13 protein-coding genes and 1 tRNA gene are annotated in these 14,743 nt (G+C 54.1%); 8 read left to right on the top strand and 6 right to left on the bottom strand.

The genetic code is table 11. From position 1 onward, the window contains the following. Window positions 1-5: 5 nt before the first annotated feature. Window positions 6-377 carry a phage holin family protein gene (locus A8O25_RS17045; RefSeq protein ID WP_066837248.1) on the bottom strand — a complete coding sequence of 124 codons (372 nt, stop codon included), beginning with the start codon at window positions 375-377 and terminating at the stop codon, window positions 6-8. Between the two features lie 240 nt (window positions 378-617). Between A8O25_RS17045 and A8O25_RS17040 the strand changes: the two genes are divergently transcribed. The 3 genes from A8O25_RS17040 (at window position 618) to A8O25_RS17030 (ending at window position 3,653) form a co-directional block, all read left to right on the top strand. Then, window positions 618-1,703 carry a J domain-containing protein gene (locus tag A8O25_RS17040; RefSeq protein ID WP_066837245.1) on the top strand — a complete coding sequence of 362 codons (1,086 nt, stop codon included), beginning with the start codon at window positions 618-620 and terminating at the stop codon, window positions 1,701-1,703. Between the two features lie 518 nt (window positions 1,704-2,221). After that, window positions 2,222-3,037 carry a metallophosphoesterase family protein gene (locus A8O25_RS17035; RefSeq protein ID WP_066837242.1) on the top strand — a complete coding sequence of 272 codons (816 nt, stop codon included), beginning with the start codon at window positions 2,222-2,224 and terminating at the stop codon, window positions 3,035-3,037. Between the two features lies 1 nt (window position 3,038). Beyond that, the gene (locus A8O25_RS17030; RefSeq protein ID WP_066837239.1) at window positions 3,039-3,653 is read left to right on the top strand and encodes a hypothetical protein; all 615 of its coding nucleotides are present in this window, start codon (window positions 3,039-3,041) and stop codon (window positions 3,651-3,653) included. Between the two features lie 394 nt (window positions 3,654-4,047). Here the strand turns inward: A8O25_RS17030 and A8O25_RS17025 are convergent, their stop codons facing one another. Next, complete coding sequence (locus A8O25_RS17025; RefSeq protein ID WP_241499067.1) at window positions 4,048-4,803, bottom strand: DUF4197 domain-containing protein; 756 nt, start codon at window positions 4,801-4,803, stop codon at window positions 4,048-4,050. Window positions 4,804-5,458: 655 nt separating this feature from the next. Here A8O25_RS17025 and A8O25_RS17020 point away from each other — a divergent pair. From A8O25_RS17020 to A8O25_RS17010, 3 genes are all read left to right on the top strand, one after another. Further along, window positions 5,459-5,719: a hypothetical protein gene (locus tag A8O25_RS17020; RefSeq protein WP_066837236.1), complete on the top strand. Its 261-nt coding sequence runs from the start codon at window positions 5,459-5,461 to the stop codon at window positions 5,717-5,719. Between the two features lie 355 nt (window positions 5,720-6,074). Continuing rightward, window positions 6,075-7,256 (top strand): putative sensor domain DACNV-containing protein, encoded by a 1,182-nt coding sequence (locus tag A8O25_RS17015; protein WP_241499066.1) that lies wholly within the window; start codon window positions 6,075-6,077, stop codon window positions 7,254-7,256. Between the two features lie 102 nt (window positions 7,257-7,358). Then, window positions 7,359-8,126, top strand: a complete 768-nt coding sequence (locus A8O25_RS17010; RefSeq protein WP_066837233.1) for an HNH endonuclease — start codon at window positions 7,359-7,361, stop codon at window positions 8,124-8,126. A gap of 4 nt (window positions 8,127-8,130) precedes the next feature. Here A8O25_RS17010 and A8O25_RS17005 read toward each other — a convergent pair whose 3' ends face one another. The 4 genes from A8O25_RS17005 to A8O25_RS16990 all read right to left on the bottom strand — a co-directional run bounded on the left by A8O25_RS17005 (window position 8,131) and on the right by A8O25_RS16990 (window position 11,827). Next, window positions 8,131-9,084 carry an HNH endonuclease gene (locus A8O25_RS17005; protein WP_066837230.1) on the bottom strand — a complete coding sequence of 318 codons (954 nt, stop codon included), beginning with the start codon at window positions 9,082-9,084 and terminating at the stop codon, window positions 8,131-8,133. A gap of 154 nt (window positions 9,085-9,238) precedes the next feature. Next, window positions 9,239-10,105 (bottom strand): DUF5694 domain-containing protein, encoded by an 867-nt coding sequence (locus A8O25_RS17000; RefSeq protein WP_066837227.1) that lies wholly within the window; start codon window positions 10,103-10,105, stop codon window positions 9,239-9,241. A gap of 344 nt (window positions 10,106-10,449) precedes the next feature. Then, on the bottom strand, window positions 10,450-11,550 hold the full coding sequence (locus A8O25_RS16995; RefSeq protein ID WP_066837226.1) for a Fic family protein: 1,101 nt from the start codon (window positions 11,548-11,550) through the stop codon (window positions 10,450-10,452). A gap of 201 nt (window positions 11,551-11,751) precedes the next feature. After that, window positions 11,752-11,827: transfer RNA gene (locus tag A8O25_RS16990), tRNA-Phe, on the bottom strand. Window positions 11,828-12,003: 176 nt separating this feature from the next. Between A8O25_RS16990 and A8O25_RS16985 the strand changes: the two genes are divergently transcribed. Beyond that, complete coding sequence (locus tag A8O25_RS16985; RefSeq protein ID WP_153042806.1) at window positions 12,004-13,362, top strand: 4Fe-4S dicluster domain-containing protein; 1,359 nt, start codon at window positions 12,004-12,006, stop codon at window positions 13,360-13,362. Window positions 13,363-13,828: 466 nt separating this feature from the next. Further along, window positions 13,829-14,602, top strand: a complete 774-nt coding sequence (locus A8O25_RS16975; protein WP_066837217.1) for a (Fe-S)-binding protein — start codon at window positions 13,829-13,831, stop codon at window positions 14,600-14,602. Window positions 14,603-14,743: the final 141 nt, after the last annotated feature.

Genomic DNA, 14,743 nt, shown 5'->3' with positions numbered 1-14,743 from the left:
TGAAGTTAAATGGTTTGGTCAGATTCATCGGCTTTGTAAATAGTGTTCCTGAACGCCTTGTCGGCCATGCCCTGGAACACCTTCTTGTCCAGCCCTACCAGTAAAATGACGAGCAAGATAAGATAAAAAAGCGTGACAATCCCGAAGCCCCAGAACTGGCTGTCTAAAACATCATTCAGGAGCAGGGCAATAAACAGGTTCAGGAACAGCAGCACCATGAGCGCCACCAGCCCCAGCAGCACGCCATGTATGGTGCTGACAAAGATGCTCTTCAATTTGGTCTGCAGGTCCAGTTTGATCAGGTCAAGGCGGGTGTCTATGTACCCCACCAGGTTGCCAATGATGCTGTCTGTTCTGCTTTTGTCTTCGTTTGCCATTATTTTTTCATAGTTGATGGTGCGTAGGGCATATACGGGAATAGTGCCGGAAAATATTCTTTAACGGGCATGCCTCCAAATCCCTTACGCAAATATGCACAGACAGGATAACCTGCGCCAGCGCAGACGGTTTCTGTTTTTGGCCTGTTTTTCAGAAAATAAGCCAAAAACAGGCGCCGGCTACCATTCTTCCGGCGTGTAACTCGTACTTTTGCAGACGGTACCTTTACGCTATACTGCTTGAGCCCAAATCCTTACCATATCCTGGGAGTGCCCTCCAACGCCTCGGCCGCCGAGATAAAGGCGGCCTACAAGCGGTTGGCGCTGCGCTACCACCCAGACAAGAACCCGGGCAACGGGCAGGCCGAGGAGCGGTTCAAGCAGGTGAACGAGGCGTACCAGGTGCTGTCTAACCCCAGGCGCAAGGCCGCTTTTGACCTGCAGCGCCAGTATGAGCAGCAGCAGCGGCAGGCGCAGGCCTACAGCGTGCCCCGCTACCACCACACCCGCCCGCCTGCCGGTTTCCGGGAACGGTCCTACCACCAGCGGCCGCAGCGCCGCTCCCGCTTCTCCCGGCGCGACGTGCAGATAGTGGCAGGGGTGGTGCTGTTGGTAATTCTGCTGGTATGGGGCCTGAAACTGGGCTGGGAGAGCGTGGCCGCCCGCCGGGCGAAGGAAGACGCCGCCCTGGCCGTGCAGCAACAGCGGTGGCAAGCGGCTGAGGCCGCCTATTCTGCCGTGCTGGAGTACCGGCAGGAGGAGCCGGAGGCAAGGCTTAGGCGCGCCGAGATCAGGCATGGGCACTTGCATGACGCAGAAGGGGCCGCGCTGGACTATTCTGTGCTTGTGCAGCAGGCAGAGGTGCCCAAACCCGCCTGGCATGCCGCCCGGGGCAAATGCTATCTGCAGCTGAAACAGTACCAGGAGGCGCTCCGGGATTTCAACCGCGCCCTGCAGCTGGACCCCACTCTCACCGCCGTCTACCATGACCGCGCCATTACGCACCTGCAGCTGGAAGACAATTGGCAGGCGGCGGTCAATGACCTTACCCGCTTTCTAACCCACCCGCCAGGTAGGCAAACGCTGCAGGCAGAGGCGCTGCTGCACCGGGCCTACGCCTTCTACCGGCTGGAGCAGTGGGGGCAGGCCCTGCAAGATACCCGGCAGGCGCTGGCGCAAGACCCCGGCAACGCCCGCGGCTATTACCTGCAGGCCCTCATTGCCAGAGCGCAGCATGACGGGCCCCGCAGCTGCGCTCTGCTGGCCAAAGCGGCCCAACTGGGCTTTACCATGGCCGCCGAAGAAAAAGCCCGCTACTGCTCTTAGCACCCACGCCAAGACAACTTTCTGTTTTTGCGTTTTGGCCAAAACAGCCCAAAAACAGAAAAGCCCACCCAAAGGCGGGGAAGGGGGAAAGCCTCCTTGCCGCGAGCTCCTTTTGTGCTTGTCTGTCTGCCCCGTTTGTCAATATACATTTCTATACCTGCTACCAGAAAAGTTATAGCACCAAGGGCGGCAGAGGATTTGATAAAGTTAAGGCGTAGCGCGTAGTGTGTTGTTAGCCAGAGTGTTATATGAATAATTGGCGAAGCCAGGAGGGGTGGCGGCAGGAACAGTGCCCAGCAGCTATACTAAAAGGTATCATTGAGTTGTGAGGCCGCCACGGCAGAGAAGTGTACTTTTGAGCCGGATATTAGTTAAAGCCAATAAAATATTAGATAGGGGTAGCAGGTTGGCAATCTGTCTCTTCTATATAGGCCATAGGCAATATAAGTGCATCAGGCTGTTGAACAGGTTTTTTGCTATAAGTGTAAGCTCCTGCCGCTCCCGTACAAAATAAAAGAATGAAACGCATCCCCTTCTTGATCTACCCTTTGCTGCTTTTGCTGCTCTCGGCCTGCGAGGGGATTTTTGAATACCACCCCAACCAGATCAGACTCAAGGACAGCGAGAAGAACCTCACCCAGAAGAACCTTGCCCGCCTGCTGGCGCAGGCGCCGGGAGACACGCTTCGGCTGCTGGTGATGGGAGATACCCAGCGCTTCTATGATGCCACTGTTGACTTTGTAGACAAGGCCAATTCCATCCCCCACATTGACCTGGTGGTGCATCTGGGCGATATCTCAGACTTTGGGCTCTCCCAGGAGTTCAGGTGGGTGCATGACATCATGAAAAACCTGAAGTACCCGTACCTCACCGTGATAGGCAACCATGACATGCTGGGCAACGCCAGAACGGTTTACAGTGAGATGTACGGTGCGTTCAACTATTCTTTTGTCTATGGCCATACCAAGTTCATTTTCATTGACACCAATGGCCGGGAGTACGGCTTCAACGGGTTGGTACCTGATCTGGATTGGCTGCAGCAGCAGCTTACGCCAGAGCCCGACGCCCCCTGGACACAGGCAGTGGTAGTGTCACACGTGCCTCCGTTTGACGGAGATTTTGACCCGCAGCTGGAGCTGCCGTACCACCAGACCCTGGCGCAAAGCGGGGTGGTGCCGCTGAGCCTGCACGGGCACAGGCACAGCTGGCAGACAGAGACCCGGTACAATGACCCCAGCATTCTCTACCACGTCACCACCACAGTAAAGGAGAGAGGCTTTACCTACCTTAAACTCTGGGACGGCGGCTACAGCCTGGAGAAAATTGACTTCTAAGATGAAAGGATACCTTTACATGCTGCTGCTGGGCTGCTTCTTGCTAAGTAAGACCGCCTTTAGCCAGGAAGTGGCAGATTCTCTGGCGCAGGAGGAGGAGGAGAAGCCGTTGACCCCTTATTACCTCAAGGCTCAGTTTGCCGGGAGTATTGGGTTGGTTTCAGTGGGCGTGGGCAAACAGTCTTTCAACCGCCGGCTGGAAACTGATTTTTCCTTCGGCTACCTGCCCCAGAAGCTGGCGGGTGACCGGCTCTACACCGTGGCCGTCAAGTCCACTTTTTTTCCGGTGAAACCGGTGCCGGTGAAAACGCTGGACTGGCAGCCCCTCAGCCTGGGCATGCAGATCAGTTATACCTTTGGCGATGATTTCTTTGCCTCAGAGCGTTTTCTGGCCCGCTACCCCAACCGCTACTACCGGTTTTCTACGGCCATTCACTATTACCTCTTCGCGGGGGGGCAGGTGAACCTGGTGCGGGTAGAAAAGCTGCGTAGGTTCAGTGGTTACTATGAAGTAGGCACCATGGGCGAATACCTGATCTCGTACATCCAGAACCCCGGGTACCTGAGCCCCGCCAAGATCTTCAACCTGGCCCTGGGGGTAAAGATGCGGCTGTAAATGATACGTGCGTTTTTGGCCTGTTTTTAGAAAAACAAGCCGAAAACAGCCTTTGGGGCACTACTGGCGCAGCCGCTTGCAGGTCCTCCGGGCGCTATCAGGTATTGGGGCAGAGTCAGGGGATCAGCCCCTGGGCTGGTAGATGCCAGGCTCTGCAGACTTCTCAGCGCTGGCGCTGGCGCGGGTCTCCAGACTTGCCGGGTGCTAACACCATGGTGTCACTTTGGCAACTTAAAAATGACTTCAGCGCTACATATTGCATAGCACGTTCTGCAATGCGGAGCTGCTGCCGGGCAGTGAAGGTAGCCGGGAAACAACCTGTTGTCCCGCCAGGCACGGGTTTTGAGGCTGGCACCGGCTGCGTGATGGCGCTTGTGTAGAACCATCAACCTTTTTAAGAGCCGAATACTTTTTTCAGCAGTTCTGAGGTGCGGGCCGCGGGGTTCTGCCTGATGTTCTTCTCTTCTTTGGCAACCATGGTGAACAGGCCGTCAATGGCTTTTTGGGTGGCGTAGTTGTCCAGGTCTGGGTTTACCTTCTGCACCAGCGGTATTTTGTTGTACGCGGTGATAAGCGTGGCGTAGTACTGGGTGGCGTGTACCTTGTTGAGGGAGCTTTGAATAATAGGCTTGAACTTTTCATGCAGCTGCGCCGAGGTGGTGCGGTTCAGGTACTGGGTGGCGGCATCTGGCTGCCCTTTCAGAATGGCTGCGGCGTCTTGAATGGTCATCTGCTTGATGGCGTTCAGGAAAATGGGTTTGGCTTCCTGGGCGGCGTCTTCGGCGGCCCGGTTGAGGGCCAGCACAAACTTGTCTACCTCGCGGCCCATGCCTATCTGCCGCAGCCGGTCCTCCACTTTCTTCACCTCCGGCGGAAAAGGGATTTTGATATCAGGGTTCTTGTAAAAGCCATCTGCCTGTGCCACCATGTCGGCCCCTTTGGCCACGCCGTTAGACAACGCTTCTTTCAGGGCCGCGCCAATCTCCTCAGAAGAAAGAGGGCTGCCGCCGCTCACCACCTGTTTGAGCTTGTTCAGGTCCTTGAGTTTGATCTGGGCCTGAGCAAAATGGGCCAGCAAGAGCGCCGCGGCCAGCGTTAACAGCGATTTCATCCCCCAGCGGGTGGTTCTTGAAGAAAAGAGAGAAGCCATGTGGTTTAAATACAAAGTGCCGCCGGTGTTAATGCATACCAGCCCTTTGTAAACAGATTTCCTGCCGGTTTATTGTTTGGCCTGCGGGATAGATGGCTTTTCATGTTCATGCAGGGCGCCTGGGGGAGAGCCGGTTGTGCCTTGATCTTTGGGGCTGCAAACAAGCTGGTATGAAACGGCCGGTGCGCCTTGGCTGCCTCCGTAGCACTTCCAGGAGACCCCAAAGCCCCGTTGGCAGAACCTGGCCCTGACTGTTTTCGGCTATGCCCCCAACTGGTTCAGCCTGCCCTTCTTCTGGCTTCAGCAAGGTTCTTTTCAAAAGCGGTAAGCCCTTCTTTTTGCGTTTTGGCAGGAACCGGCAATGCAGAGCCGCCGTAGGTACTGGGTGCTCCCGCGCGGCGCGTTCTGCAGGTGCAAATCAATGAGGAGGGGCATTTCTCTGCCCTGGGCTGAGGAAAGAAGGAGGGGATTCAGCTCCTAAAGCAAACACAAAAGCACTGTTCCGCAAGCAGCAGATACTGTTTAGGTTATAACGCAGGAGGGGTTTGGCCGCCGGGGCAAAGGAGGGGAAAACGAGAAATAAAGTCTGCAGAACGTGTACTAAGAAACCGGAATTAAGCGTAAAATAGGGGAACAATGGGCCAGAGAAAGAAGGATGATGGAAGTGAAGGAGTTTAGTCAAATGCCGTTGCGGGAGCAGATTCAATATGTGCAAGACAGCGGCCGTTACTTGCATGCCCGCCTCAAAGGCTGGTGCCATATCAGTCTGTACTACCTGGGCTCCTTCTACGTGGAGGTGTGGCTTCTGGAGCATTGCGGCAGCATTGCCCTGGTGCGCACTTTTACAGACCAGAAGCAGCTGGAGCCGTACCTGCACACCACTTCTATGGAAAACGTGCTGAAGGAGCTGGTATAACGGGCCTCGGCCTCCTGTATTTTACTTCAGGCTACGCCTGAAACCGTCCCTATGCTTTCCCTGCCGGGCTCATGTCCCTGCCCCGGCAAAAGCGGAAATGCGTTTTAGGGCTACTTTCTGAAAAACAGCCCCAAAACAGGAAGGCTGCTCCACGTCGGTCAAGTACGGCCCTCCTGTTCTTGTTTGGCACCGCTGGCCCACTTCTCTCAAACGCACGCTTGCACCTGGCTGCGCAGCTGCCCCTTGAAAGGGCCGCAGCCTCCCTGCCTATCTTTTAAGAAACCACAGATTGTGGCGGCCTGCCTGGCGGGGTATGACTTTTCTTCTTACTTTCACTCCTGCACGCAAACCTTTCATGAACCCAGTCGCCCCAGGGGCGTACGCGCAGTCTATGCAGCAAGAGTCAACGTATCAAGCCGCCCGCGCCGTGGCGAAGGCCGTAGAGAGCCATTTCGCGCAACACCGGGCCGAGGCACGGCAAAACGGGCCAGAGGCTGCGCTGGCCCCGGCCCCGCCCGCCCATGTGATAGAAGCCATTCTGGATGCCGCCTTCTGGGCCAGCCTGCGCAAGGAAGAAGGGCAGTCGCCTAAAATCTCTTTGGCTTACCTGTCGCCAGAGATGGCGGGCAAGCCGCTGGTGTTTGAGCACCGCTTCCCGTTAACGCCCACCATTCTGGCCAAGCTGGCGCCCGGGGTGGAGCGCCCGGGCATTCACCTGGGCGTCTGGTACGAGGCCGACCATCTGTACATTTGGGGCACTACGCAGGAGGTCATGAGTTACGGGTTTGTGGTAGATGTCTCAGAGCCGGGCCTGCTGGTGGTGAAGCACCGCCGGGGCGATGGCTTTGGGAAATTTGCCAACGTGGCCGTACTCAAAGGCGACCAGGTGAAGCTCATTAACGAAGAAAGCGCCAGCCTCCCCGACTGCCCCGGCCTGCTCAAGCCGCTGCTCAACCTCTCTGCCCCCTTTTCTGGTGACAGCACGGTGAACGTGCTGGTGCAACTGGCCGTCTCTATGCGCGCCCACCAGCGCGGGGGCACGCTGCTGGTGGTTCCGGCCGAAGCTACTACCTGGCAGGATTCCATCATCAAGCCTATCCTGTACTCGGTTTCGCCTGCTTTCTCTAATCTCTCTGGGCTCATGCAACAACCCGACGACGAGAAGAAGAAAGGCCCCTGGCTGGCGGCAGTCAGGCAGGAGGTAGGGGCGCTGGCGGGGCTTACCGCTATTGACGGCGCTACCATCATCAATGACCGGCACGAGCTGCTGGCGTTTGGCACCAAGATTGGCCGCGCCTACGGGCATGACCCGGTAGAGCAGATGATGATCACCGAGCCCATTGTGGGCAATGAGGGCAGAGTCATCCATCCCAGCCAGAACGGGGGCACCCGCCACCTCTCTGCCGCCCAGTTTGTGTATGACCAACGCGACGCCCTAGCCCTGGTGGCCTCGCAAGACGGCCGGTTCACGGTCTTCAGCTGGTCCAGCTGTGAAGAGATGGTACACGCGCACCGGATAGATTCTTTGTTGTTGTAGGGGTACGTTTTGGGGCTGTTTTAAGAAAAATAGGCTGGAAACAGCCATTAGCGTTACAAACTTTTTCGGCAAAGCCGATATTGACTACTTCTACCAACGCCTATGAAGCAGGGCCAACGCCTCTGGACAAGGGAAGAACTGATTTTAGCAATGAACCTTTACTGTCAGCTGCCCTTCGGTCGGCTCCATAGGAACAATCCTGAGGTGGTAAAGCTTGCAGAGTTAATTGGGAGGACGGCAGGCTCTGTCGCTTTCAAGCTGGTGAATCTGGCAAGCCTAGACCCGAGCCTGCGGGCAAGAGGTGTCAAAGGGGCACAGAATGTCAGTAAGCTTGACCAGGAGATCTGGAATGAATTTAATGACAATTGGGAGGTGCTGCCGTTTGAGAGCGAAATGCTGCGAGCTCAGGCAGAGGGAGCCAGAATAGAAGACAGGAACCTTATTCCTGAGCAAGACTTACCCCATGAAGGGAAAGTAAGGGAGCAAATGGTGAAGGTTAGGGTGAACCAAGCTTTCTTTAGAAGAGCTGTTCTTGCCTCTTATAACTCAACCTGCTGTATTACCGGGTTGCAAACCCCGACGCTTCTTGTGGCAGGCCATATTAGGCCATGGAGTGTAGATGAGAAGAACAGACTAAACCCGCACAATGGGTTAGCAATAAATGCTCTCCATGACAAAGCCTTTGAAGCGGGCCTTTTAACGATCACCCCAGAGTATGTGGTGAAGGTTTCTCCCATGCTGAAAGAAGCTGGAGGCGCGCATGATGATTTCTTTCACAAGTACAATGGCAAGAGCATGATCTTGCCGTCTAGGTTTCTGCCTCACAAAGAATTTCTTGATTATCACTGTAGGGAAAGATTCCAATGCTAGCAGGTCACCCTTTAAACACCACTTCCCTGTGCCACGCCAGATTCTCTGCCGCCGGATAATGAATAGCCCCAAACGGTAAGTTCAACCGTTGTCCTTGCAGCTTTCTGAGCGCATAGGCGTTGCGTTCATCTTCGGCTATGGCCGGAGATACCATGACTTTCAGTTGAGGATCTACTGAAATCAGCCCCCGGTCAAAAGCGCGGTGCAGATTAGGGCAGAGGGCAAGGCCGTTGGTGACGCGGTCATCGTTGCTTTGGCTGAAGGGCACAATATGGCAAGCATCAACCATAGAGAAGCCGTGCAACGAGCTGAGGCGCATGCCAGAGATGCAGCAGGTAAAGTTGTAAACTTGGGGTACCAGTTTTTTGAAAAGGCCGCCCCGCACAAACAGCTGCTCTTCATCTGGGGCGGTTGGCGTAAGGGTGTAGGTGGCAGCGCTTTCGTTCAGCAGGTATTTTTCCAGCTCATACATGTAGCCGCCGCCGTTCTTAGCCTGTTGGTAGGCCTCTTTACTGGCAGGGAAGTAGCGGTTGAGTATTGCTGCTTTCAAAATATTCCGCTGCTCTGGGTGTAATAGAAGAGGGTATACGTCATCGGCTACAAAAGCATACTCCACCAGATTGTTCAATACAGTGAAATTCTTGATCACTGAATTCAATTCTTTGCCTGGCCATGTTTTGACAAACCAGAAACCATCACCAGCCAAATGGTAAAAAGGGAGAAAGAAATCTGCCCGGTTGTCTGTGGTGACCAATAGGGCGAAGTTCTCTTTGAACGTGCCCACCAGCTCTGGCGTGATATAGATCTTGTTCTCAGTAAACTCAGCCTTCCCAAACAACTCCAGAACAGTTAACAGCAGGACTGGTTTGTGTGGTGCCGGGCCAAACTTAGTCATGCCCTGGCGAAGGTGGGTGAACTTGTGAAGGTATTTCTGCAATGAATCTGTAAGCGGAGACATGGAACAGGTGCTTAGGCTGGTGCCGAAGGTAGAAAGAAATGTTCTTCAAATTACTTGTCGCCTGCCTCTGTTTTTGGCCTATTTTTAGAAAAACAGGCCAAAAACGGAAAACCCTGCTCCCAGACTGGAACAGGATTCTCTGCACAGGAAAAGCTTATTGTTTCTTCTTCCCCAAAAATGTAGTGGCCGGCACCAGTTCAAACGCGGTGTCATCTTGCAGGATGCTGTGCAATGAGCCAATATGGGCCGCGCCAATGAGGAGCAGCATGCGCTTGGGTTTCTCCTTGAGCTGGGCTGTGGCCAGGTTGGAGTAGATTTTGTAGTCCCGGTTCTTGAAGATGGAGGTCAGTTCAGCGCCAATGTATTGGGGGTTCACAAAGGCGGTGTCTACCATGGCGTCTGGGTTTTTGAATTTGCCGTTCACCACGCGGGCGGGCACAATGTAGCGCACGCGGTACACCAGGTTGTAGAGCTCGGGTTGGTTCAGCAGCACCGTGTAGTCTTTGAGCGAGAGCGTGCCGTTCTGCAGGCCCGTGCTCAGTTTGCTCACCTCTTTCCGCAGGCCCGCAATCTCCTGGGTGTACAGGTCTATGTTGTCGCCGTTGGCCAGAATGCCCTGCGAGGTGCCGCCCGGCGCGTTGGCGCACACAATGCGCTTCAACTTGAGCTGCTTGCCTAGCCGAAAGGCCAACTGATAGACCTCGCTGCGGCCGTTCTCCAGGGTTTCCAGGTTGAGCTGGTCTTGCAGGTAGAGGGCGTACAGGCTGTCTATCTCGCGCTGCCGCTCAGGCAGCACCTCCACCAGAATCATGTCTGGGGCAAATTTAGCTGCCAGATTAGTGAGGTCCTGCATGGCTTTCTGGCCCTGGGGCGTGAGCACATCGGTGGTGGGTTTGTCTTTGCGGTAGATCTGGGCCAGATGGTCAGAGGCCATCACGGTGATTTTGGTTTTGCCCGCCTGGGCGAAGGTGTGGAGGGTGAACCCGAAGGCCAGCAGAGAGAGGACTGTTTTAAGCCGCATGTGATCAATGGTTTCCCATAATTACCACAATTTGCCCGAGAAGCCTAATGGCCAGCCTATACGTTTGTGCTGCTGGGGAGAGCAGGATGGGCACAGAAGATTTTCCGTTTTTGGCCTCTTTTCGCCAAAACAGGCCGAAAACAAAAAATCCAGCCTCAAAGTTTGGAGCGGGATTTTGTTTTGTGCTGGTGGAGATGCAGGGAATTGAGCCAGTGACATATGGCTTTTCTGTCCTTTGCTCTAGAGTCAGACAGATAGGCTTCTGCTCAATTCAGATAATTTTAGCCGAGAAAATGCGAAGCGAGACCACGGGCAGGTCAAACTTTATTAAAGTTGGGTGCTACCTATGCGCTGCGCAAGATCGTATAAAGTGCATCATTGATGTATATCCCCTCTTTGCCAACCTGTTTTTGGGATAATACGCCAATTTGCTGTAGGGCTTTTAAATATCTGGAAGCTGCCTTTCTTTCCAGCCCTAAACCATTGGAAATGTATTCAATCTTGGTGTAAGGGTGTATAAACAGCTGTTCTATCAAGTCTTTGGAATAAATTTTTGGTGCTTCTTGTTTTACCTTGTTCTGCACTGCATCAAACAGCTGATGGATAGCATTAATTTGTTGTATGGTTTGCCTGGCGGTACTTTCAGTGGCTTGCAGCATAAATAGAATCCATTCTTGCCAATTACGGGTGGTTCTCACTTCCTGCAGCAGGCGGTAATAGGTGCTTTTATGAGAGATGATATAAGAACTTAAGAAGAGGATAGGTATGTCTAATTGCCCCTGAAGGATAAGGTAAAGGACATTCAGGATTCTCCCGGTTCTGCCATTGCCGTCATAGAAGGGATGGATGCTTTCAAACTGGTAATGCTGAATTGCCATTCTGATCAAGGCTGATACCTCGCCGGGCTCCTCATTTAAATATACTTCCAGATTATGCATCAGGCGCTGTAACGTGTCTTTGTCATCAGGTGGCGTATAAATAGTACTACCGGTGGCATCGTTTTTAAGGGCTGTGCCAGGGAGCTGCCTTATGCCAGCCTCACTCTCTTCCAAAATGGCCTGGATGCGGCAAATGCTATTGGTGTTGAGGAAGCCTCTTTCCTGTATTTCCTGAAACCCACGTAACAATGCTTCGCGGTAGCGCAGTACTTCTTTGGTTGCGGGGTCAGCCTGTACAGAGGTAGCGGCAAGGGCTTGGTACAGCTTGTCATGCGTAGTGATGATATTTTCAATTTCAGAACTTGCCTGGGCCTCTTTCAGAACGATAGCATTTATCAGAATGCCCTGATTAGGGAGTGTCCTAGCCAATCCTTTTAACTCTGCTACGGCTACAGCAGCCTTGCTTTCCTGCTTTAAGATAGCAATAGATTCTATCTCTTCTAAGGTAGGAGGGAGCAAGGGCAGTTGGTTATAAGGCTGGTCAGGGGTAAAGGTTGGCTGTGTCATGAGACAAAAATACAAAAATTGGTACACGTAGGGGCGCTTATGTACCAATGGGGTGCATGAACGCACCTACGTGTACCAACTTGGTACATATCGGCTGAACCACCAAGGGGAGCTATTCCTATTTAAAGCCTCTTTTCGCCAAAACAGGCCGAAAACAAAAAAATCCCGCTCCAAATCATGAAGCGGGATTCTCTTTTCTGCTGGTGGTGATGATTGGAATCGAACCAACGACACAAGGATTTTCAGTCCTTTGCTCTACCAACTGAGCTACATCACCAGCATCTTTTCACTTCTGGTCAGGAGCTGTTTTGCTGCCGTTCCCGTGAAAAAGTATGCAAAGGTAAGCAGCCTGCGCACATTTGCAAAACTTCTGGCAAAAAAATCTTTTATACCGGTTTCCGAATACTTTGCTAAATTCGTTCGTAATAGAAGCAAATTCCACCGCTAAACTTCCTGCCTGTGATTAGTAGCATCGCGTTTATTATTGTAGCTGTAGTAGGTATTGGCCTGTTTATCTGGCAGATCCGAAAGATTGCCCAGAACATTAACATGGGCCGTGACAAAGAGATCTCCGGCAACGTCTCCCAGCGCATCAACACCCTTTTGCTGGTGGCGTTTGGCCAACAAAAAATGTTTAAGCGCCCGCTGCCCGCCGTGTTGCACCTGTTTGTGTACGTGGGTTTCCTGGTGATCAACGTAGAATTGATTGAGATCCTGATTGACGGCACCTTTGGCACCCACCGGGTGCTGGGCGTGCTGGGGCCGGTGTACAGCGTGCTCATGGCCATCAATGAAATTCTGGGCCTGCTGGTGATCATTGCCTGTGTCATCTTTTTGGTGAGACGCAACGTGACCAAAGTGCCGCGCCTCACCAACGGCGCTGAGATGCGTGCCTGGCCCAAGCTGGACGCCAATATTATTCTGGTTACGGAGATTGTGCTCATGCTGGCGCTCTTCGCCTTTAACATTGCTGACCAGAAGCTGACCCAGCTGGGCGGCCTGCACCTGGTGGGCGCCTTCCCCGTCACATCTGGCCTGGTAGACCTGTTTGGCAGCGATGTGCAGACCCTGAAAATCATTGCCGCCGTGGGCTGGTGGGTGCACATTGTAGGCATTCTGGCCTTCATGAACTACCTGCCCAGCTCCAAGCACTTCCACATCATCATGTCGTTCCCCAACGTGTACTACAGCAAGCTGGAGCCCAAGGGCCAGTTCAGCAACGTAGAGAGCATCACGCATGAGATCAAAGCCATGCTGGACCCCAGCTACCAGGTGCCGCCCGCGCCCGAAGGGGCAGATCCGCAGAAGTTTGGGGCCAAAGACGTGGAAGACCTCACCTGGAAGCAGCTCATGGACTCCTACACCTGCACCGAGTGCGGCCGCTGCACCAGCGTCTGCCCCGCCAACATCACGGGCAAACTGCTCTCGCCGCGCAAGATTGTCATGGACACCCGTGACCGCCTGGAGGAGAAAGGCCATTCGCCCATCATCTTCGCGCCGGCCCGCTACCAGCAGGAGTCTGAGCGCGTAAACGCCACTGATGAAAAGACGCTGCTGCGCGGCTACATCACCCCAGAGGAACTCTGGGCCTGCACCACCTGCAACGCCTGCGTAGAGTCCTGCCCGGTGAACATCAACCAGCTGTCTACCATCATTGACCTGCGCCGGTTCCTGGTGCTGGAAGAGTCTGCCGCGCCGGCCGCCCTCAACGCCATGTTCAACAACATTGAGAACAACGGCGCCCCGTGGGCCTTCTCCCCAAGTGACCGTTTCAACTGGGCAGATGATTTGTTCATGGTTTCCAAAAACTAGGTCATAAACGCATCGGCGCAGCCGAAGGAAAAGAAGTCATTCCTTTGTGTAGACAAGGCTGTTGTCTTCGCAAAAGGGGAAGGTAAAAGCACTTTTTGCTTTGTAAACCAGCTCTTCCGGAGTTCTGCTCCGGAAGTAGTCTGCCAGGGAGTTCCACTCCCCCTTCTTCTGCAACTTCTGCTCGTGGTTCCCGGCAGAGTAGAACTCCGCAGCAGGCAAGTTCAGGAGTGGAACTCCTGAACAGCGAGTAATAGCTAACAACTTTGCCAGATACTTCCCCTCCTCAGAGGGGTAGGGGTGGGTTTCACGCGTTCCTTACTCGCCACCTGAAAAACGCTGAATTGCAGAAACAGCCTAACAACCATTAGCAATTGTGCGGCATGCCGAGTAAATTAGCACACTAGCACCTTTACAACTTAGCCCTTAACCACTGATGTCAGAGAAAAAACAGATACAAGTACCCGTTATGGCAGACCTGGCCGCCCGCGGTGAAACCCCTGAAGTTTTATTCTGGGTAGGCTGCGCCGGCTCCTTTGACGACCGCTACAAACGCGTAACCCGTGACTTTGTGCGCATTCTGGAGCACGTGGGCACCAAGTACGCCGTGCTGGGCATGGAGGAATCCTGCACCGGTGACCCCGCCAAGCGCGCCGGCAATGAGTTCCTGTTCCAGATGCAGGCCATGACCAACATTGCCACGCTAGACGGCTACGGCATCAAAACCATTGTCACGGCGTGCCCGCACTGCTTCAACACCATCAAGAATGAATATCCCGCCCTGGGCGGAAATTACGAGGTCATTCACCACAGCACCTTTCTGCAGAACCTCATCAACGAGGGCAAGGTGAAGATAGCCGGCGGCGGCGAGTTCAAAGGCAAGCGCATCACGTTCCATGACAGCTGTTACCTGGGCCGCGCCAACAACATCTATGAGGCGCCGCGTGAAGTGCTGGCCGCCTTAGACGCAGATCTGGTGGAGATGAAGCGCAGCCGCGCCAACGGGCTCTGCTGCGGGGCCGGCGGTGCCCAGATGTGGAAAGAGCCCGAGCCCGGTTTCAAAGACATCAACGTAGAGCGCGCCGAAGAAGCCATTGGCACCGGGGCCAGCATCATTGCCAGCGCCTGCCCGTTCTGCATGACCATGATGGCCGACGGCGTAAAGAGCCAGAACAAAGAAGACTCAGTCAAAGTCTTTGACATTGCCGAACTCATTGCCCAGGCCGAAGGGTTAAACGCGTAAGTACGTAGCAAGTAGCACGTATCAGGGCGTAAGACCGGGTAAAGTAGCCGTGCAGCACGGTGTCTGGCTTGGTCTTGATGTAGTACTCCTCTTTGATGGCAGATTGCAGCGAGTCATAGTAGGTGACCACCCGCGTCTGCG

It is taken from the genome of Rufibacter ruber, from assembly GCF_001647275.1.
In the GTDB taxonomy this organism is placed as follows: Bacteria; Bacteroidota; Bacteroidia; order Cytophagales; family Hymenobacteraceae; genus Nibribacter; species Nibribacter ruber_C.
Note: the sequence above shows the minus strand (reverse complement) of the source record. Positions and strands in the feature narration are given on the sequence as shown.